The organism is Clostridium beijerinckii, assembly GCF_008705175.1.
Classification (GTDB): Bacteria; Bacillota; Clostridia; order Clostridiales; family Clostridiaceae; genus Clostridium; species Clostridium beijerinckii.
Genome location: NZ_CP043998.1, coordinates 1,988,674 through 2,010,852 on the forward strand (window position 1 = coordinate 1,988,674; position 22,179 = coordinate 2,010,852).

General features: G+C 29.4%; 18 protein-coding genes. All 18 read left to right on the forward strand.

Annotated elements, in window-relative coordinates:
- Positions 1-519: 519 nt before the first annotated feature.
- The 18 genes from sigI to pfkB all read left to right on the forward strand — a co-directional run bounded on the left by sigI (position 520) and on the right by pfkB (position 22,084).
- Entirely contained in the window at positions 520-1,185 is a 666-nt protein-coding gene (gene sigI / locus F3K33_RS09055) for an RNA polymerase sigma factor SigI (RefSeq protein ID WP_011969149.1), read from the forward strand.
- Between the two features lie 9 nt (positions 1,186-1,194).
- The gene (locus F3K33_RS09060; protein ID WP_039772400.1) at positions 1,195-2,331 is read left to right on the forward strand and encodes an anti-sigma-I factor RsgI family protein; all 1,137 of its coding nucleotides are present in this window, start codon (positions 1,195-1,197) and stop codon (positions 2,329-2,331) included.
- Positions 2,332-2,521: 190 nt separating this feature from the next.
- Positions 2,522-4,303, forward strand: a complete 1,782-nt coding sequence (locus tag F3K33_RS09065; RefSeq protein ID WP_039772402.1) for a bifunctional homocysteine S-methyltransferase/methylenetetrahydrofolate reductase — start codon at positions 2,522-2,524, stop codon at positions 4,301-4,303.
- A 45-nt stretch (positions 4,304-4,348) separates the two neighbouring features.
- On the forward strand, positions 4,349-4,894 hold the full coding sequence (locus tag F3K33_RS09070) for a histidine phosphatase family protein (RefSeq protein WP_039772404.1): 546 nt from the start codon (positions 4,349-4,351) through the stop codon (positions 4,892-4,894).
- A gap of 190 nt (positions 4,895-5,084) precedes the next feature.
- Complete coding sequence (locus tag F3K33_RS09075) at positions 5,085-6,326, forward strand: NAD(P)-dependent oxidoreductase (protein WP_039772406.1); 1,242 nt, start codon at positions 5,085-5,087, stop codon at positions 6,324-6,326.
- A gap of 176 nt (positions 6,327-6,502) precedes the next feature.
- Positions 6,503-7,501, forward strand: a complete 999-nt coding sequence (locus F3K33_RS09080; protein WP_023975093.1) for a LacI family DNA-binding transcriptional regulator — start codon at positions 6,503-6,505, stop codon at positions 7,499-7,501.
- A gap of 195 nt (positions 7,502-7,696) precedes the next feature.
- A complete protein-coding gene (uxaC, locus tag F3K33_RS09085; RefSeq protein WP_039772408.1) occupies positions 7,697-9,097 on the forward strand; it encodes a glucuronate isomerase in 1,401 nt (466 codons plus the stop codon).
- 87 nt (positions 9,098-9,184) lie between these two features.
- Positions 9,185-10,633 carry a tagaturonate reductase gene (locus tag F3K33_RS09090; protein WP_039772410.1) on the forward strand — a complete coding sequence of 483 codons (1,449 nt, stop codon included), beginning with the start codon at positions 9,185-9,187 and terminating at the stop codon, positions 10,631-10,633.
- 79 nt (positions 10,634-10,712) lie between these two features.
- Positions 10,713-11,135, forward strand: a complete 423-nt coding sequence (locus F3K33_RS09095; RefSeq protein ID WP_039772411.1) for an HIT family protein — start codon at positions 10,713-10,715, stop codon at positions 11,133-11,135.
- A 52-nt stretch (positions 11,136-11,187) separates the two neighbouring features.
- Entirely contained in the window at positions 11,188-12,594 is a 1,407-nt protein-coding gene (locus tag F3K33_RS09100; RefSeq protein ID WP_023975089.1) for a glycoside-pentoside-hexuronide (GPH):cation symporter, read from the forward strand.
- 668 nt (positions 12,595-13,262) lie between these two features.
- Positions 13,263-13,910: a bifunctional 4-hydroxy-2-oxoglutarate aldolase/2-dehydro-3-deoxy-phosphogluconate aldolase gene (locus tag F3K33_RS09105; RefSeq protein ID WP_039772413.1), complete on the forward strand. Its 648-nt coding sequence runs from the start codon at positions 13,263-13,265 to the stop codon at positions 13,908-13,910.
- A gap of 1 nt (position 13,911) precedes the next feature.
- Positions 13,912-14,862: a sugar kinase gene (locus F3K33_RS09110; RefSeq protein WP_023975088.1), complete on the forward strand. Its 951-nt coding sequence runs from the start codon at positions 13,912-13,914 to the stop codon at positions 14,860-14,862.
- Positions 14,863-15,194: 332 nt separating this feature from the next.
- Positions 15,195-16,643: a tagaturonate reductase gene (locus F3K33_RS09115; RefSeq protein WP_039772415.1), complete on the forward strand. Its 1,449-nt coding sequence runs from the start codon at positions 15,195-15,197 to the stop codon at positions 16,641-16,643.
- A 92-nt stretch (positions 16,644-16,735) separates the two neighbouring features.
- Positions 16,736-18,223 (forward strand): UxaA family hydrolase, encoded by a 1,488-nt coding sequence (locus tag F3K33_RS09120; protein ID WP_023975086.1) that lies wholly within the window; start codon positions 16,736-16,738, stop codon positions 18,221-18,223.
- A gap of 485 nt (positions 18,224-18,708) precedes the next feature.
- Entirely contained in the window at positions 18,709-19,200 is a 492-nt protein-coding gene (locus tag F3K33_RS09125) for a mannose/fructose/sorbose PTS transporter subunit IIB (protein ID WP_023975085.1), read from the forward strand.
- Between the two features lie 251 nt (positions 19,201-19,451).
- The gene (locus F3K33_RS09130; RefSeq protein WP_039772416.1) at positions 19,452-20,318 is read left to right on the forward strand and encodes a pyridoxamine kinase; all 867 of its coding nucleotides are present in this window, start codon (positions 19,452-19,454) and stop codon (positions 20,316-20,318) included.
- A 118-nt stretch (positions 20,319-20,436) separates the two neighbouring features.
- Positions 20,437-21,189, forward strand: coding sequence for a DeoR/GlpR family DNA-binding transcription regulator (locus tag F3K33_RS09135; RefSeq protein ID WP_017209656.1), 753 nt, complete (start codon positions 20,437-20,439; stop codon positions 21,187-21,189).
- Entirely contained in the window at positions 21,182-22,084 is a 903-nt protein-coding gene (gene pfkB, locus F3K33_RS09140; protein ID WP_017209655.1) for a 1-phosphofructokinase, read from the forward strand. Before F3K33_RS09135 ends, pfkB begins: the two co-directional genes overlap by 8 nt.
- Positions 22,085-22,179 lie beyond the last annotated feature (95 nt).

Below are 22,179 nucleotides of genomic sequence, written 5' to 3' on the forward strand. Positions count from 1 at the left end.
AAATTTATTTATTAAAACATATATATATCTATATTATGATTTTAAATTTAACATATATAGATAAAGTTTATAATTTGTGTTGAAATTTTGAAATATTTATGTTATTCTAAATAAGCAGTTGGTACGTAAAGTGCTAATGTGGAGCTTAGAGTGTCCTTCGCCGGTCTCTAAGCTCCTTTTGTTTTAGTAAAATATGCTGTAATTAAATTAGAAAGTAAATTTATGTTTTAATAATATAAATATGTGAATGATATCTTTTGTTAAATTAATAAAAAAAGTGTCAGAAATTACATTAATAAGAGAAAAAAAGTTCTATAAATATATTTTTCAACCAACAAAGTTAAAAATATATTTAATACATGATATAATAGTAAATATCACTTTAGATTTTACGAAAGTATTTTCAATTAAATGTTAAATTAAGCCTAGAAATTAAAGTTTTACATTTGTTTAATAAAAAGTACCAAAACCTATATTTTTTTTTGTATATAATAATGACCGGAGAAGGGAGCGTATGTCATGCTCGAATGTGTTTTAATAGATTTAAATGTTGATAAGAACACAAGTATAAATGAACTTATTGAAAATCATATGCCTTTTATAATAAAAAGTATTTCAGATGTGACAGGTCGCTATGTATCTTGCGAAAATGATGAAGAACTTAGCGTTGGATTACTTGGTTTTCATGAGGCAATTGAAAGATATGATAATGAGAAGGGACATTTTTTATCTTTTGCAAAATTAGTAATTGGAAGTAGAATAAAGAATTACTTAAAAGGTGAAAATAAGCATAATCATTCATCTTTGGACGAATTAGTGGACAAAGGTTTGGATTTTAGAGATGAATATTTTGAGCCTAAGGAAGATAATAGCATGTTGCTGGAAGAAATAACTGCCTTAAAGAATGAAATAAGTTCGTTTGGTTTTACTTTGGAAGATTTGGTGAATGAAGCTCCCAAACAACAAGCAACGAGAAAGAATGCAATTAATTTATCAGAAGAAATATCAAAGGATGAAGAATTTTTATCTTTTATGTATTTAAAGAAAAGATTACCAATCAAAAGGATTGTTTTAAAGTTTTCAGTTACAGAAAAGGTAATAAAAAGAAGCAAAAAATTTATAATTTCTGTTGTAATAATAATTGATAAAAATCTCAGTGCTTTAAAAAATTGGATCAGAAAGTAGGTGAAAAGAATGAATAGGGGAATAATAATGGAAATTAAAAAAAGTTATGCTATAGCTTTAAATGATAATGGCATAATGGAAAAGATTGAACCTAAGAAAGATATGAAAATAGGGCAAAAAATATTTTATTTTGAAGATGATCTCATTAAGGCTAGTAATAGTGGGACTTATAGGTATAATAACTTTATTAAGTCAATTGGAGCAATTGCAGCGTTGTTTTTAATAGTATTCACCTTCTTTCATACTATGAAATCTGATACAGCATATGCAGTTGTTAGTTTAGATATTAATCCTAGTATACAAATAGAAGCTGATAATAAATTGAAGATTATTAGAGTTGAAGGTGTAAACAATGATGGAAAGAATATAGATTTTACAGATGTTAAAGGTATATCTCTTGATGAAGGAATACAAAAAATAAAGGAAAAACTTATAGAAAAAAAATATTTAGATACTAATAGGGAAGTATTGGTTGGATTTGCATTTATAAAAAATGAAGATAACAGTGCTTATGAGAAAGATATAAAGGATGTTATTCAATCTACCTTTAATACAGAAAAAGTTACTTATGTTAAAGGTGATAAGGAAGATGTTGATGAAGCTAAGACAAAAGGAATAAGCTTAGGAAGATATGAAGCATCTCTAGTGGTAGATGAGAGTACAAAGAATAAAATAGATGTAGCACCAGTAAAAGAAATTACTGCAAGTATAAAAGATAAAGAAAATGTAACTCAGTGGGATGCAAAAGATGAAAAAAATAGTGATGTCGTTACTCCAGCTACTAATTCAAATTCAGATGCAAAACCTGAAAAAACAACTGTAGATAAGCCTGTAATAAATGGAGCAGCTGACAATTCATTACCTAATGTGGATTCGGGGAAAGCTACAGATAACCCTAAAAAAGAACAAAAGGATGATGGTGTGTTAAATTTACAACCAGAGGTTCCTGCACAAAATGAGAATGATAACAAGGGAAATACACCAGTGACAAGTCCTGCAAAGGATGACAATACTATTAATATAGGTCCAGATAACGGAACTATTGTAAATAATCCTACGTCAGGAAAAATTCAGGAAGATCCTAATAAGACTATACAAGTACCAAAAACTGACGAGAATACAGCTAATAAGACTGTTAAAAATTAATGAGTTATTTAAGAGTAGATTTATCTAGATGCATAGTATCAAAGATAGATCTACTTTTTATTTTTACATGCAATTTGGCTAAAAAATAAATTTATCAATAGGAAAATCGTATTAAAAAAGAGGACTAGAATAAAAAATTATAGTATACTTACTAGTAAGCATTATTAACAAGGATTTGGGGAGATTAAAAATGATAAAAGAGATATTAAAAAATGATATACTAATATGTGATGGAGCAATGGGAACATATTATTCAGAAGTAACAGGTAATGATGTATCCTATTGTGAATTTGGTAACTTAAATGATAAAGAAACTATAAAAAGAATACATAAAGAGTATATTGAAGCAGGGGCTAAACTAATTAGAACAAATACTTTTTCTGCTAATACATATGATCTTGGAGTATCGTTAGAAACATTAATGGACATAATTAAGTCAGGAATAAACTTAGCTAAAGAAGTAACAAGAAATACTTCTGTTTTAATAGGTGCAAGTATTGGACCTATTAAAACAGATAATTTAGATGAATTTAGCAATGAAGTTTTAGAAGAATATAAATACATAGTAGATTGCTTTTTAAAAAATGGTATAGATATTTTTATATTCGAAACTTTTAGCAACTATAATTACCTGAAAAAAATAAGCGAGTATATTAAGTACAAGAATATAGATAGTTTCATACTTACTCAGTTTGCTGTTAAGCCAGATGGATTTACAAGAGATGGGATAAGTGCGGCTAAATTGATTAAAGAAGTACGAAATACAGAATATATAGATGCATTTGGGTTTAACTGTGGTTCTGGACCAGCACATATATTGGAAATGGTTAAAAAAATTAATATAGAAAATGAAATTGTTTCGGTACTGCCTAATGCAGGTTATCCAGAGATAATTCACGAAAGAACAGTTTATCCAAACAATCCCGTATATTTTGCGGAAAAAGTTAGTGAAATAAGGTCTTTTGGGGTTTCAATTATAGGGGGATGCTGTGGAACAAATCCAAGCTATATTAAACAATTAACCAAAATAATTAATGAGAATTCTAAAGTAATCAATGCTAATACTAAGGCTGAGCCAAAAGTTAAAAGTTTTGAGAAAAAGGCTAAGAATACTTTTAAAGATAAGCTCGAAAATGGTGAGTTTGTTGTAGCTATAGAATTATCGGCACCAATTGATACCGATATATCAAGAATCATAGATGGAGCTAAGATATGTAAAGAAAACAATATTGATTTAGTAACAGTTCCGGATTCACCAATGTCGAAGGTTAGAGCAGATTCAACTATTATATCGTCTAAAATCAAGAGAGAAATAGGAATTGAAGCTATGCCTCATGTTTGCTGTAGAGATAAAAATACTAATGCAATAAGGTCAAGTCTGATAGGATCTCATATTGAAAATATAAGAAATATCCTTGCAATTACTGGTGACCCTATATCTGATGCTAGTAAAGTTGAAACAAAAAGCGTATTTAATTTAAATTCATTTAGGCTAATAGAATTAATAGAAAGCATGAATGAAGAAATATTCAAAGAAGATAGTATTTATGTAGGTGGTGCTTTGAATTTGAATGTTTTAAATAAAGAAGTAGAATATAATAGAATGATGAAGAAGATAGAAAAAGGTGCAAAGTTTTTTTTAACGCAACCTATCTATGATGACAATGCTATAGAGTTCTTGAAAATGATTAAAGAGAGGACTAATGTAAAGATTTTAGCGGGATTACTTCCCGTTGTAAGTTATAGAAACGCAATGTTTTTAAATAATGAGCTTCCTGGAGTAACTATACCAGATAAATATGTACAAATGTTTTCAGAAAATATGAGCAAAGAAGAGGCGCAAGAAATAGGTGTAAAAATTACTGTGGAAATAGGAAAGAAACTAAAAGGTATTGCAGATGGATTATATTTCATTACTCCTTTCAATAGGGTTAATATGTTAATTGAAATTATTAAGCAGATTAATGCCTAATCATTATAGTTCTTATATGAATAATAAAAGACAAGAGGGATTTTTATGAATGTTGGTCTTATCAGACATTTTAAAGTTGATTACCGTAAAAGTTTTTTTATGACATCAAAAGAATTTAAAAATTGGGAAGAGAATTACAATATAAGTGGTGTGATTAGAAAAGATGTAGAGCTTATGGGGATAAATTGGGATAAATGTTATTCTAGTACGCTTATAAGAGCAATAACGACAGCACAACATGTATATAATGATGATATAATTCAAAATGATCTAATTAGAGAAACTATCATTGATCCAATATTTAAAAGTAATTTAAAGCTTCCGTATTGGTTTTGGGCGATTAGTGGAAGAATAGCGTGGTATTTCAACCATAAATCTCAACAAGAAAATAAGATTATTACAAAAGAGAAAGCTGAGAAGTTTGTTGATTTATTATTAAATGAAGCGAGAAAAGAAGGTACAGAAAACATTTTAATTTTTACGCATGGTTTTTTTATGTATAGTCTTCAGAAAGAATTGAAGAAAAGGAGCTTTACGGGCAAGCTAATATACAGCCCTAAAAATGGAATCCTATATTTATATAAAAAATAATAGAATAACTATAAATTTATGTTTGAACAAAACTTTATGTAATATAAAGAAATATAAGGACAGAGTCAATAAAATATGCTATATTTTATGATAAAAAGTATAGCATATTTTTTGATATATATTATTGAAATAAATACTAAATTAAGTTAGTATACTTTATATACAAATGATGATAAGGAGGAAGACAAATATGATAAATAATAATAATTTGATTGGTGAAGCAAGTAGATGCTTGCTATGTAAGAAACCAGCTTGTAAGTCTAATTGCCCAGTAGAAACACCTATACCTGATATTATAAATATGTATAAGGAAGGAAAAATTGAAGAAGCAGGAGAACTATTATTTGAAAATAATCCGCTTTCAGCAGTATGTTCATTAGTATGTATTCATGAAGACCAATGCAAAGGAAATTGTATAAGAGGGATTAAAGGGGAACCAATACGATTTCATGATATAGAGCAGGAAATATCTCAAAAATACATAGAAGAAACTAGGTTTAAAGCTGTTTCTAAAAAGAAAGACAGAATTGCTATAATTGGTGGTGGTCCAGCAGGAATTACTATTGCATTTATACTAGCTAGGAAAGGATATAATATTACTATTTTTGATGCGCACGAGAAGATAGGTGGAGTACTAAGGTATGGAATACCAGAATATAGACTTCCAAAAAAATTAGTAGATTCCATTGAAGAAAGATTAATAGAACTTGGTGTAAAAGTTAGGCCTAATACTCTTATTGGTCCTGTAATAACATTAGATAGACTATTTGAAGATGGTTATAAAGCAGTGTTTATTGGTACAGGAGTATGGAATCCAAAAACATTAAATATTAAAGGTGAAACTTTAGGAAATGTACATTTTGCTATTGATTATTTAAAATCACCAGAGAACTATAAGCTAGGTAATAAAGTAGCTGTTATCGGAGCTGGTAATGTAGCCATGGATGCCGCAAGAAGTGCAAAAAGAAATGGAGTTGAGGATGTTACAATAATATATAGAAAAGGTTTTGATCAAATGTCTGCAACAAAGCAGGAGATAAAAGAAGCTAAGGAAGATAAAATTGATTTTGAATTATTTAAATCGCCATTAGAAATAACAGAAGAGGGAGTAAAGTTAGTTAATACTGAGAATGTAGTAGAGTCAGATGGAAAAGTTCAAAACAAACTTATTGAAGAAAAAGAAGAATTTTTCAAATGTGATTCAATAATTGTAGCTGTAAGTCAAACCCCTAGAACTAATATAGTTTCAAATACAACAAAATTAGATACTAATAAATGGGGATTATTAATAACAGATGATAAAGGAAATACAACTAAAAAAGGTACATTCGCGTCAGGTGATGTTGTTACTGGTGCTAAAACTGTAGTAGAAGCAGTAGTGCAAGCCAAAATAGTTGCTCAAACCATTGAAGATTACTGTGAAAACAACTAAATAATAAAAATTAAATATAACATTGATAAATTAAGGAAAAACAATTAAAATCGTATAGGTTGCAAAAATGAATTTTAATTATTAAAATATTATTAGAAGTAGATTAAGCTTTTTTATATACTGTGATTATCGTATATGGTGAAAAAAGTTTACTTAATAAGGAGTGTAAAGAAAATATGAGTGTCACTATAAAGGATATTGCAAAATTAGCTAATGTTTCTCATACAACAGTGTCTAGAGCACTTAATAATAGTCCGTATATCAATGAAGAAACCAAGGTTAAAATTATAGCTTTAGCAAAAGAATTGAATTATGTACCAAATTATAGTGCTAAGAGTCTTGTTTTATTAAAATCATACGTTATAGGTGTATTTTTTTCATCGATTAGCGAAGGAACATCAGATACATTCTTTCACGAAATTATAAGAGGAGTCAATAATGTCATAGATAAAGAATATAATTTAGTTGTAAGAGGTATAGATGATTATCAATACTCCCATTTAATTGATAACAGAAATTTTGATGGAATAATTGTTGTAAGTCAAAGTAAAAATGACGATGAATTCATACAGACTATTCTAGAAAAAAATATACCAACTGTAGTTATAAATAGATACATTGAAAATGAAGGATTAGTAAACATAATGTCAGATGATACAAAAGGAGTTTACGATGCAGTTACTTATTTTATAGAGAACGATCATAGAAAAATAGCATTATTGCAAGGAAATAAGGAATTTGAATCAACAGTATATAGAAAAAGAGGATATATAAGAGCGTTGGAGGATAATAATATTCCAATTAATGAGGAATATATTTTAAGTGGTAGATATGATCTGAAAAGTGGATATGAAAATATGAAAAAGTTACTTAAATTAGAGAATGTTCCAACAGCAGTATTTTGCGCTAATGATGATATTGGGGTGGGTGCTATGAAAGCAATATTTGAAGCTGGGTTAAAAGTTCCAGAAGATATCTCAATTATAGGGTTTGATGATAGCAACTTTTGTAACTATGTAACTCCTCCGTTGACAAGTGTAAGGAAGGATTCTCTGGCGATGAGCGAATATGGCGGAAGAAACTTATTAAATCTTATAAAGAATAAAGAAGTAGATAAAGAAAAAGTTTATATACAATCTCAGCTTGTGGTAAGAAAATCAGTAAAAAAACTTTAATAATGGATTTTAATAATTAGTGAATTTAAACACTAATTATTAAAAAAAGTTGTTAACGTTCACAAAAAAGTGTTGCGTTATTTGAAATATGATATTATAATAAAGTTATCAAGTAGATACAAGAAAATGTTCACGTGAACAGGGATTTGCACGTATTTTTGTTCACGTGAACAAAAAAGAAAAGAGGATTTTGATATGAAAAAGTTTATGGATGAAAATTTTTTATTAAGCAACGAAGCGTCTGAAAAATTATATCATAATTATTCAGAAAAAATGCCAATTATTGATTATCATTGCCACATTAATCCGAAGGAAATATTAGAAGACAAAAAGTTTGAAAATATAACTCAAGTATGGCTTTATGGTGATCATTATAAATGGAGACAGATGAGAACTTTGGGCATAGATGAAAAATATATTACAGGAGATGGAAGTGATTATGAAAAGTTCTTAGCTTGGGCAAAGACTATATCATTTGCTATCGGAAATCCACTTTATCATTGGACACACTTAGAACTTAAGAGATTCTTTGGAATAGATGAAGTTTTAAATGAAAAAAGTGCACCTGCTATTTGGGAAAAAGTTAATAAGCTGTTAAATAGCGATGATTTTACAGTAAGAAATCTTATAAAGAAATCAAATGTAAAAGTGATATGTACAACAGATGATCCTATAGATTCATTAGAATATCATTTGGCAATAAAAGAAGATAAAAGCTTTGATGTGAAAGTATTACCAGCTTTTAGACCTGATAAAGCTCTAGGAGTTAATAAAGAAACATTTAAAGATTGGTTTAACAAACTAGAAGAAGTAGTTGGTTCTAAAATTTCAAACTTTGATGAATATTTAGAAGCATTAAAAAAGAGAGTGGAATATTTTCATGAAACTGGATGTAGAGTGTCAGATAATGCATTGGATTTTGTTCCAGTAGGCAATGCTTCTTTAGAAGAAGTTAGAGAAATTTTTGCAAACGTACTTAAAAATGGACAAGTATCTTTTGAAGATGAAAATAAATTAAGAGTATATATATTAAAGTTCTTTGGAAAATTATATCACGATCTAGGATGGGTAATGCAATTTCACATGAATTGCGTTAGAGATAATAACAAAGTAATGTTCGAAAAATTAGGACCTGATACAGGATTTGATTCACTTAATGATACAGAAGTTGCAATTCCACTGTCAAGGTTATTAGATTCGTTAAATAGTGAAAAAGCTTTACCTAAGACTATTATATATAGTTTAAATCCAAATGATAATTCTACAATAGGAACATTACTTGGATGCTTCCAAGGAGACGGAATTAAGGGCAAAATACAATTTGGATCAGCTTGGTGGTTTAATGATCACAAGATTGGTATGCAAGATCAAATTAGAACTTTAGCTAATTTAGGTATGCTAAGCACATTTGTTGGAATGTTAACAGACTCTAGAAGCTTTTTATCTTACACAAGACATGAATATTTTAGAAGAATACTTTGCAACGTAATTGGAGAATGGGTAGAAAATGGCGAGTTACCTAACGACATTGAACATTTAGGACAAATTGTAGCTGACATTAGTTATAATAACGCAGACAAATACTTTAATATGTAATCTTTTATGTATGAAAATAAGTGAGATGCTTATTTTCATACAATAATGCAAAGATACAGATGAAGTGAAGATTTAGGAGGAATAGCTGTGAAATTAAATAAGGAATCATATAAAGAATTTAAAACATATCCAGAAAAAGTATTGCAATTTGGAGAAGGTAACTTTTTGAGAGCTTTTGTTGATTGGCAAATAGATAAAATGAATGATGAAGCAGATTTCAATGGAAGCGTTGTAGTTGTTCAGCCATTAGAAAATGGTCTTGTGGACATGCTTAATGATCAAGATTGTTTATACACTTTATATTTACAAGGGGTCCAAAATGGGCAAGCATCAAAAACTCATAAAGTAATCAATAGTATAAGTAGGGGAATTAATCCTTACAGAGACTATAATGAATATTTAAAAGTTGCAGAAAATCCAGATTTAAGATTTATAGTGTCAAATACAACAGAGGCAGGAATTGCATTTGATGAAAACGATACTTTAAATGGAGGATGTCAAAAAAGTTATCCAGGTAAGCTAACAGCATTTTTATATCACAGATTTAATGCATTTAATGGAGATGACAGTAAGGGATTTATTATAATTCCATGCGAGCTTATTGATAGAAATGGTGAAAAACTTAAAGAAATAGTATTAAAGTATGCAGAAGTATGGAACTTAGGAGAAGACTTTATTGATTGGATAAACAATGCTAATACTTTTTGTTGTAGTTTAGTTGATAGAATAGTTCCAGGATATCCAAGAGATACAATTGATGAAGTTAGAGAAGAGCTTGGATATGATGATAATTTAGTAGATGTAGGTGAAATATTTCACTTATGGGTAATAGAAGGCCCTCAGTCTATAAAAGATGAATTACCAATAGAAAAAGCTGGACTTAATGTAAAAGTTGTAGATGATATGACACCATATAGAACAAGAAAAGTTAGAATTTTAAATGGACCTCATACAGCAATGGTTCCAGTAGCGTACCTTTACGGTTTAGAAACTGTAGGGGAAGCGGTTGATCATGAAGTTATAGGAAGATATGTCCACGATGTAATATATGATGAAATCATAGAAACTTTAGATTTGCCTCACGAAGAGCTAGTAGAATTTGCAGATGCGATTATAGAAAGATTTCAAAATCCATATGTAAAGCACTATTTAATGAGTATAGCATTAAATTCATTGTCTAAATACAAAACAAGAGATTTACCAAGTTTGACTGAATATCTAAAGAGAAAAGGTACGCTTCCTAAGAAATTAGTATTCTCCCTTGCATCTTTAATAGAATTCTACAAAGGAAAAAGAGGAGACGAAGATATTCAATTAGCTGATGATGAGGATATATTAGAATTATTTAAGAAATTATGGGAAAAATATGATGGAACAAAAGAAGGACTAAACAAAATTGTAACTTCTGTTCTTGCATATGAAAAGAATTGGGGAAGCAATTTAAATGAAATTCCTAATCTTGCTGATGAGATTTCAAGATATTTAGAAATAATTGAAAAAGTAGGAATGAAGGAAGCAGTTAAAGTAGTTTTATAATGAAATTTATTATCATGCAATTAAATTTTCTTAATTGCATGATAAGTAAATATATATCAATAATAAAGGAGGTAAATAAATGAGTTTTGATGAAAATTGTTTTTATTGTTCGAAGAATCAAGATTTAGATTCTTTAATGATTAAGATTTGTGATTTAGATGTATCAACAGTATATTTGTTTAAGGAACAAACTTATAGTGGAAGATGTAATGTTGTTTATAAGGAACATAAAAGTGAAATAGCGGATTTAAATGAAGATGAAGCAGCAGCTTTCATAAATGACGCTAGAAAGGTAGCTAAAGCAATCCATAAAGCGTTCAATCCAGATAAAGTAAATTATGGAGCATTTGCTGATACTATGAAACATCTTCATCTTCATATTGTACCTAAATATGAAGGCGGCCCATCTTGGGGAAAAACTTTTGAGATGAATCCACAAAAAATATATTTAAGCGATGATGAATACCAAAACCTAATTTGTAAAATAAAAGATAATTTATAATATTGGATTAATGAATAAAAATTAACTAAATTAAAGATACGGAGGAAAAAGAATGTTAAATTCTGTTGACAAAAACGCATCAACTAATGCTAATAATGGAAACGTTAAATTAAGTTTAAGAGAAAAAATTTCTTATGGTTTTGGAGATTTTGGTAATGGATTCATGTTTGACTTAGGTCAATCATATCTTACAAAGTTTTTTATAGATACATGTGGAATTAGTGCTGGAGCAGTTGGTGGTATATTTGCATTTACAAAGATATTCGATGCATTCATGGATCCATTAGCAGGATCGCTGATAGATAGTAGAAAAGCAGGTAAATCAGGAAAGTTTAGGCCTGTAATGATGATTTCAAGTATAATTCTTGCTTTACTTACAATTATTACTTTTACTATGCCTGAGATGCCGCTTTCATCTAAGATTATATATGGTTATGCAACATATATGATTTGGGGTCTTGTATATTCATTCACTAATGTTCCTTATGGATCATTAGCATCGGTTATGACAAGAGATGTAGAGGATAGAAGCCAATTAGCTACATTTAGACAAGCTGGTTCATTAGGAGCACAATTAATAACTGGAGTAGCTTTTGTACCTATTCTTATGATGTTTAGTGACAAAAAAGTTGGTTATCCAGTTGCGGCCGCAGTTATGGCTGTTATAGGAGTTGTTTCATTCTTTATCTGTTTTGCTAACACAAAAGAACATGTTGTAATTAATAGAGAAGGTAAATCAGAAAAGGCATCTGCTAAAGATTATTTTAAGGTTGTATTTACAAATAGACCATTGTTATGCTTAATTCTTATGCAATTATTTACAATATCAGCTATGAATACTAACAACCAAATGATGATTTTCTTCTGCCAATATAACTTAGGGGATATTAAACTTCAACCTAAGGTTAATGGTATAATGATTGGATGTTCTGTAATAGGTATATTCGCTATTCCATTCTTAGTAAAACATTTTGGTAAAAAGAAAACTGCGATTGCAGGACTATTGATTGGAATTGTTGCTAATGGATTAAACTTTATAATACCAACAAATGCTACTACTTTCACAGTTCTTGTTACAATAGGATATGTAGCTTTAGCTATTCCAAATGGAGTTACTTGGGCATTCGTAACGGATGCAATTGACTATGGACATTGGCATACTGGAATAAGAAAAGAAGGTGTAACTTATGCTGCATTTAACTTTTCAAGAAAAATTGCACAATCTATGGCAGCCCTTGTTAGTGCAGCAGTATTAGGTATGACTGGGTATGTTGCAAACGCACAACAAAGTGCAGAAACATTACTAGGAATTAAGGGAGCAATGACATTGTATCCAGCAGTAGCTTTAGCTTTAGCTGCTCTTGTAGTAGGTATATTACATAATCTACCAGATGACAAGTACAGAAAAGTTGCTCAAGACTTACAAGAAGGAAAATGGGAAAAAGGAATTTTAGAATAATAATGTTATAAATAAATCATTATTGTTTAGCTAAGAAGAATAAGGCACTATCAGCTTTGTATTTTGAGAGTTGATAGTGTTTTATCTTTATATATTGAGTAAATAAAAAAAGATATACTTGTAAAAAACTGTTAACGTTCACAAAAAAGTATTGCATATTTTTTTATTTGATACTATAATGTAAATATAACTTAAATAATTTTTAACTAAAATTGTTCACGTTAACAATTGTTCGACCTCTAATTGTTAACGTGAACGAAAATTATTTATTAAATTAAAATATTTATAAATATTTTAATTTAATAATCAAAGAAAAAAATGCTTTGATATATAAATAAGCTATAAACTTATTTAATATATAACACAGTTCTTAAAAATACAAAAATAAATAATATAGAATTCTTCAAACCTATAATTTTCATACTATAATTTATTAATCATATTTTAAGTTAACCATTTTAAGAACTGTGTATTTAATTAATAGTGATAGCACAAAATAGATTTGTTAAAAAATGAATGTTTGAAATTATAATATATATTCTGAAAAATTAGTTTGAAAGACTATGAATTTTAAACTAATGGATATTCTAAAGAATAATTTTATTATCTAAAACCTGTATATATATTCAGTATGAAGATATTAATTAAGAAAGAATTTGAGGTGTAATATGAGAAGAGAAGAAGTTTTAAAAAATATAAAAGAAGCAGGTGTTGTTGCAGTTGTGAGGGGAGACTCAAAAGAAGAAGCTCTTAAAATTGTAGATGCTGTTTCAAAAGGCGGAATAAAAGTGATGGAACTTACAATGACTGTTCCAAATCCAGTTGAAGTTATTAAAGAAGTTGCTGAAAAATATAAGGATACCGATGTAATTGTTGGGGCGGGAACTGTATTGGACAGTGAAACGGCAAGAGCTTGTATTTTAGCAGGGGCACAATTTATTGTAAGCCCAAGTTTGGATATTGATACTTTAAAGCTTTGTAATAGGTATAAGATTCTGGTTATGCCAGGAGTAATGACCGTTAAGGATGCTATTACAGCTTTTGAGTATGGAGTTGATGTGGTTAAAATATTCCCAGCCAATCTATATGGGCCATCAGTAATTAAATCATTTAAGGGGCCGCTCCCTCAAGGAGACTTTATGCCAACAGGTGGTGTTAGTATAGCTAACTTACATGAGTGGATAGAAGTAGGAGCCTTCGTAGTAGGAACAGGAGGAGATTTAACTAAAGGTGCAAAAACAGGCGATTATGATCTAGTTCAAAGGACTGCTAAAGAATTTATGGATGCATACAGAAAAGCGAAGGAGAGAATCTAAAATGGATGTTTTAACTTTTGGAGAATCAATGGTCGTATTTAGTCCTAATATTAATGGCCCTTTGAGACATGTTCATAGTTTTTCCAAGTCACTCGGTGGTGCCGAATCAAATGTCGCTACTGCCTTGGCAAAATTAAATCATAGTGCGGGCTGGTTCTCAAAAGTTTCGGATGATGAATTCGGAAGATTTGTTATAAGTTCTATAAAAGCAGAGGGAGTAGATACATCAAGAGTAATAATTGATAAAGAAAGGCCTACAGGATTGCTTTTTAAGGAACGTTATCAACGAAGCAATCCGAATGTATATTATTATAGAAAGAATTCTGCTGCTAGTAGCTTATCGCCAGAGGATATTGATGAAGAATATATTAAGCAAGCTAAAATTCTTCATATTACAGGTATAACGCCAGCTTTATCGGAAAGTTGTAGAAGAGCAGTATACAGAGCAATAGAAATAGCTAAAGAAAACAAGATATTAGTATCATTCGATCCTAATATCAGGCTTAAATTGTGGACGGTTGATGAAGCTAGAAAGATCTTGGTGGATATTGCTAGTAAGGCAGATATTGTAATGCCTGGATTAGATGAAGCGGAACTTTTATTAGGATTAACTAATAAAGATGATGTGGCAGATTTTTTCTTAAATAAGGAAGCGAAAATAGTCGCAGTAAAATTAGGGTCAGAAGGCTGCTATATAAAAGATAAAAAAGAAGGAGTCAAGGTCGCAGGGTATAATGTATCAGATTTAATTCAAGATACAGCTGGGGCGGGCGATGGTTTTGCAGCTGGATTTTTAGCTGGATATTTAGAAAAATTATCACTAAACGAAATTGGGCAATATGCTAACGGTGTTGGAGCTATGGCAACATTGGTACAGGGAGATATGGAAGGTTATCCATATTATGATCAACTGATGGAATTCATAGGAAAGAGACAAGGCGTTGAAAGATAGAATTTTCTGAAATAGATATTACTATATTTCTAACAATTGAAAATGTTAGCGCTATTAAAAGTACTTTCTTCATATAAAATTTTAATTACATTTAAGGATAAGTAAAGAGGATTATTTTGATAATTAAATTTTAAGTGTATTCTATCTCTAAATTATAAACTTCAAATAATATTTAAAATAAACTTTTACTTATCTTTAACAATGTATATATCAAAGTTGATATTGGTAATTGAAGAGATATGAAATATTAAAATGATAGCATTTGCATTGTTAATTGTCCATTGAAATTAGTTTAAGATATTTTTAATGAAAAAACTTAGGAGGAATAACTAATGAAATTAAATAAGAAAATATATAAAGAATTTAAGACTTACCCTGAAAAAGTGCTACAATTTGGGGAAGGAAATTTCCTAAGAGCATTTGTTGATTGGCAAATTGACAAAATGAATGAAGAAGCAGGTTTCAATGGAAGTGTCGTAGTCGTTCAGCCTCAAGAAGGTGGACTAGTTAATATGCTAAATGAACAAGATGGCTTGTTTACACTTTATCTTCAAGGAGTTCAAGGAAAAAGAGCTATAAAAACACATAAAATAATCAATAGTATAAGTAGAGGAATTAATCCATATACAGATTATAATGAATATTTAAAAGTTGCAGAAAATCCAGAATTAAGGTTCATAGTGTCAAATACAACAGAGGCAGGAATCGCTTTTGATGAGAATGATAAGTTAAATGAAGGATGTCAAAAAAGTTTTCCGGGTAAGTTAACCGCATTTTTGTTCCGTAGATTTATGGTGTTTAATGGTGACAATAGTAAAGGTTTTATTATAATTCCATGTGAGCTTATTGATAGAAATGGTGAAAAACTTAAAGAAATAGTATTAAGATATGCAGAAATGTGGAATTTAGGACAAGATTTTGTGAATTGGATAAATGATGCTAATACTTTTTGCTGTAGTTTAGTTGATAGAATAGTTCCAGGATATCCAAGAGATACAATTGATGAAGTTAGAGAAGAACTTGGATATGATGATAATTTAGTAGATGTAGGGGAAATATTCCACCTATGGGTAATTGAAGGGCCTCAGTCTATAAAAGATGAATTACCAATAGAAAAAGCTGGACTTAATGTAAAAGTTGTAGATGATATGACACCATATAGAACAAGAAAAGTTAGAATTTTAAATGGGCCTCATACAGCAATGGTTCCAGTAGCATACCTTTATGGTTTAGAAACTGTAGGAGAAGCTGTTGATCATGAGGTTATAGGAAGATACGTCCATGATGTAATATATGATGAAATCATAGAAACTTTAGATTTGCCTCACGAAGAATTAGTGGAATTTGCAGATGCGATTATAGAAAGATTCCAAAATCCATATGTAAAGCACTATCTAATGAGCATAGCATTAAATTCATTATCTAAATACAAAACAAGAGATTTACCAAGTTTGACTGAATATCTAAAGAGAAAGGGTACACTTCCTAAGAAATTAGTATTCTCCCTTGCATCTTTAATAGAATTCTACAAAGGAAAAAGAGGAGACGAAGATATTGAACTAGCTGATGATGAGGATATATTAGAATTATTCAAGGAATTATGGGAAAAATATGATGGAACAAAAGAAGGCCTAAACAAAATTGTAACTTCTGTTCTTGCATATGAAAAGAATTGGGGAAGCAATTTGAATGAAATTCCTAATCTAGCTGATGAAGTTTCAAGATATTTAGAAATAATTGAAAAAGTAGGAATGAAGGAAGCTATAAAAGAAGTTATTTAGGAATAAGATTATAAATTATTATTATAGAATATTCATATAGCTGTTAAATTTAAAGTTGTGAACAATAATTTAATGGAAGTAGGTAGAGAGTGATGAAAGAAATTATAAAAATAAATGAAAAAGACAATGTTGTAGTAGCACTTAGAGATTTGTCTAAAAGTGAAATTATAGAAGTTGAAAATAAAAAAATAGAGATAAAAGAAGACATAAAAAGAGGACACAAAGTAGCTATATCAGACTTTAAAGTTAACGACAATGTAATAAAGTATGGATATCCAATAGGACATGCTGTTAAGGATATATCAATAGGAGAATGGATTCACACGCATAATATTAAAACAAATTTAGATGGAATTATGGAATATAATTTTAATCAGCAGCTAAAACAAGTTTCTATAGAAAACAAAAATCTTACTTTTGATGGATATAGAAGAGCAAACGGTAATGTTGGTATAAGAAATGAACTTTGGATAGTGCCAACCGTTGGGTGCGTTAATGGAATTGGTGAAAGAATAATCGAAAAATTCAAAGAAGATGTAAAACCTGTTGGGATCGATGGAGTTGAAATTTTCAAACATAATTATGGATGTTCTCAATTGGGAGATGATCATGCAAATACAAGAACTATGCTTGGAAATTTAGTAAAGCATCCTAATGCTGGAGGCGTGTTAGTACTTGGACTTGGTTGCGAAAATAATACAATGGCTGAATTTATTGAGTCATTGGGAGAATATGATACAACTAGAATTAAATTTCTAGTATCACAGGAAGTTTCTAACGAAATAGAAGAGGGTGCCAAAATATTACGTGAGCTTTATGAAAATATGAAAAATGATAAGAGAGAATCAGTATCTCTATCAAATTTAAAAGTTGGATTAAAGTGCGGTGGTTCAGATGGCTTCTCAGGAATAACTGCAAATCCTCTTGTAGGTAGTTTTTCAGATTTCTTAGTTGCACAAGGTGGAACAACAATACTTACAGAAGTTCCTGAGATGTTTGGTGCTGAAACAATTCTTATGAATAGAGCTAAAGATAATGAAACTTTTGATAAAACTGTACATTTAATAAATGATTTCAAAGAATATTTCATGGCGTATAATCAGCCTATATACGAAAATCCTTCTCCAGGAAATAAAGCTGGTGGAATTACAACATTAGAGGATAAATCTTTAGGGTGTACACAAAAATCAGGAGATTCAACAGTTGTAGGTGTATTAAAATATGGTGAAACTTTAAAAACTAATGGATTAAATCTTTTAAGTGGACCAGGAAATGATTTGGTTGCAGCCTCAGCTTTAGCGGCAGCTGGTTGTCATATGGTTTTATTTACAACAGGTAGAGGAACACCATTCGGTACATTTGTCCCAACAATGAAGATATCAACAAATACTCCATTATATAATTTAAAGCCACATTGGATGGACTTTAATGCAGGAACTTTAGTTGAAGATAAGACTTTGAGTGAAGTAACAGAAGAATTTATAAAATATGTGGTTGAAGTGGCTAATGGAAAATATGTAAATAATGAAATTAATAAATTTAAAGAGTTAGCTATTTTAAAACAAGGTGTTACTTTATAAAATTCAGCATAAGAAAGTATACTTGAGTAAAAAATATAAACAATTTAGCATATTAAAATTACTTTAATATGCTATTTTTTGTTATAAAAATTATAATTTGTATTTTACTAGATATAATGAATTTAATTGAGTATTTGAAGTATAAATACTTCAAAAATAAATCTTTATTTAAAATTCTAGCAAGTTAAATGATTAATTAAGGCTAGGAGGCAGAAACTAAATTTCAACATAACATAAATAAGAGTAAATGATTATAGCTTAATTTTTTAATAAATAATAATATAAAGAAAATCTTATTTTGAGCTTTAAGTGGGATTATCACGATTTTGTTTGAAGGAAAGTGAATTGTTGTGATTGAAAATGAATACATTTTGTGATATTATAATTACAAATTTTAAAAATGAAATGTAGCGTTGGGGATAGCTGCGTTTAAATGTACATGATAAATATAGAATTAATATAAAATTTGAAGGGGTTTTGAAATCATGGAAATTAGCTTTGTAAGAATTGATGACAGATTGATACATGGACAGATTGCAACCATATGGTCAAAAGCAAGTGGATGTAACAGAATTATGGCGTGTAGTGATGAAGTTGCTAAAGATGATTTGAGAAAACAGTTGTTACTTCAAGTAGCATTAAAAGGAATTAAAGCTTATGTAATACCAATAGAAACCGCTATCAAAGCTTATAAGAATCCTAAATATAAAAATTTTAAGACTTTATTTTTATTTACTAATCCGGCAGACGTGCTTCGAATGATTGAAGGTGGAGTTGATATTAAATCTGTAAATGTTGGAGGAATGTGCTATAAGGATGGAAAAAAACAAATTACTGGTGCTATATCCGTAAATAATAAAGATATAGAATGTTTCAAGAAACTTTACGAGAAAGGAATTGAGTTAGAGATAAGGCAGGTAGCGAAAGATAATAAGATTAATTTAATTGACAGGTTAAAAGAATTGAAATTCTTATAGAGAATAACAGTGAAGTGCTATATAACCTTTTATAGATAGGTGGATAGCATTTTTTTGCTAAAAGTTAAAATTATTACACAACCATGATAAAAAACAACAGTAAAAGTTCTAATGTAATACAATCATATGGTAATTAATTTGCCTGATTCAGGTATTAATACTATAATTTTTTACAAAGAAGTTGTATTTCTATTGAATATGATGAAGAATTAAAAAACTAAATGTAAAAATGTTTTAGAGAGGAGAAATCTATGATAAAGCCTATAAAAAGAGCAGCTGTTTTACATGATTTATGCGGAATAGGAAAAGCTGCTTTAACCAATGTAATTCCTATTCTATCAACTTTGGGGGTAGAGGTTTGTCCGATACCTACTATGATATTAACCAGTCATACTGGAGGGTTTAGTCCAAACATAGAAAGATTGGATGGATATATAAGTAAGGCGGTTCAACACTATATTGAATTGAACATAAATTTTGAAAGCATATTTGTTGGATATTTAGGAAGTACTAATAATATCGAAGAAACTTTACTTTTATTAGAATCTGTAAACAAGAATAAATCATTAGTAGTGCTCGATCCTATTTTTGCTGATAACGGTTCTTATTATAGTAATTTTAGTAAGGAATATTCAGATAGTTTAAAAAGGATAATAAGATATTCGCATATCATTACACCTAACTTTACGGAAGCATGTATTTTATGTGATGAAAAGATTGTAGAGGAAGTGAATGAAGAGAAACTATTAGCGCTTTCTAGAAAATTATATAGTTTTGGATGTGATAATGTAATAATCACAAGTGCACCTGTCGCAAATAAAAAGAAGATTGGGATAGCTGTATATAATGGAGAAAACGATTCTTTCAAATTAATAATTAGGGATAGGATAGAAAGATCTTATCCAGGAACTGGAGATGTTTTTACATCAGTTTTGATTGGATTAATTATGGATGGTAACTCATTAGAAAAGAGCGTTGAAGAATCATGCAAATTCGTTGAAGATTGTATTAAAGAAAGCAGTTCTTATGATTACCCAGCAAGAGAAGGATTACTTTTAGAACCAATATTGTATAAGTTAAATGACTTGAAACAGTCAACAAAAGAACAAAATATTTAAATATGAATAAAAACAATCAATAAAAATCAATAAACGTGAAAAAAGTGATTTTTTTTGAAATAAAATGGTTGATTTTTATTGGAATATAAGTTATTATTATATCAGAGGAGTGATGATAATGTTTACAGAAGAAAGGTTTAATATCATTCTTCAGGAGTTGAAGGTAAAAGGAATAGTATCTGTTACTGATTTAGTAAAATTACTGGATGCTTCGGAATCTACAGTTAGAAGAGATCTAAATACACTTGATAGTGAGGGGCTTTTGAAGAAAATTCATGGAGGTGCAATTGCAATAGGTGAGAGTACATCCAAGCACGATTATAAAGTTAATGTTAGACAATCTTTGAATGTAGATGAAAAATCTGAAATAGCAAAGCATGCTGCTGCATTAATTGAAGATGGGGATATACTCTACTTGGATGCTGGAACAACAACTGAGATCTTAATAGATTTTATTGAAGCCAACGAAATAATAGTTGTAACTAATGGAATAGTTCATGCAAAAAAGCTTTTGGAAAGAGGTTTTAAGACTTTTATTGTTGGAGGCGAAGTTAAAGCTATAACTGAAGCAATAGTAGGAAGTACTGTTGTAGAAGATTTGAAAAAATATAATTTCTCAAAAGGTTTCTTTGGAGTAAATGGCGTAAGCAACGAGAGTGGTTATACAACTCCAGATATGAATGAAGCAATGGTTAAAGCTCAAGCAATGAAAATGTGCAGAGAATCATATGTATTAGCAGATCAATCTAAATTAGAAAAAGTTAGTTTTATAACTTTCGGAGCAATAGCAGATTCAACATTAATAACAACAAAAATTGATAATAATATTAGTTATGATACTAATGTAATAGAGGTGGTAAAAAATGATTAATACAATAACTCTTAATCCTTCTTTAGATTATATTGTTAAAGTTGATTCATTTAAGGTCGATTCATTAAATAGAACTGAAGAGGAAAATATTTATGCAGGTGGTAAAGGAATTAACGTATCCATAGTTCTTAAAAATCTAGGGGTAGCTAATACAGCTCTTGGATATGTTGCTGGATTTACTGGAGATGAAATTCTAAGACAAATACAAAGTCATGGCGTAAACTGTGATTTTATAAAATTAAAAAGTGGATTTTCTAGAATAAACGTGAAACTTAAAAGTGATGGAGAAACAGAAATTAATGGATCGGGACCAGCAATAACTGATGAAGAGTTAAATCTCTTACATGAAAAACTTTCACATCTAACAAAAGGCGATTATTTAATATTATCAGGGAGTATACCAAATAGTGTGCCAGATAATATATATGAAAGCATTATGAACAGCTTATTGGATAAGGGGGTAGAGTTCATAGTTGATGCAACAAAAGATTTGCTATTAAAGGTATTAAAATATAAACCGTTTTTGATAAAACCAAATCATCATGAACTTGCAGAAATGTTTAATGTAGAATTAAAAGATGATGAAGACATAATTAAATATGGTAGAAAACTTCAAGAAATGGGAGCAAAAAATGTTCTTATTTCAATGGCAGGTGATGGAGCAATTCTACTACCTGAAAATGGAGATCCGATAAAAAGAGCTGTTCCAAAAGGAATACTTAAAAATTCAGTTGGGGCTGGAGATTCAATGGTGGCTGGTTTCTTATGTGGATATTTGAAAAATAAAAATATAGAAGAAGCGTTCAAAATGGGAATTGCTACAGGAAGTGCAAGTGCTTTCTCAGAAGAATTGGCAACTAAAGAACAAGTATATGAATTATTAAAGCAAATTTAATAGTGAATTTATTCTAGTATGAGTTGAATCTTATTATATTTTAAAATTTTGACAAGAGTAGTTTAACTAGTATTATGATTTTTACAAAAGAATAA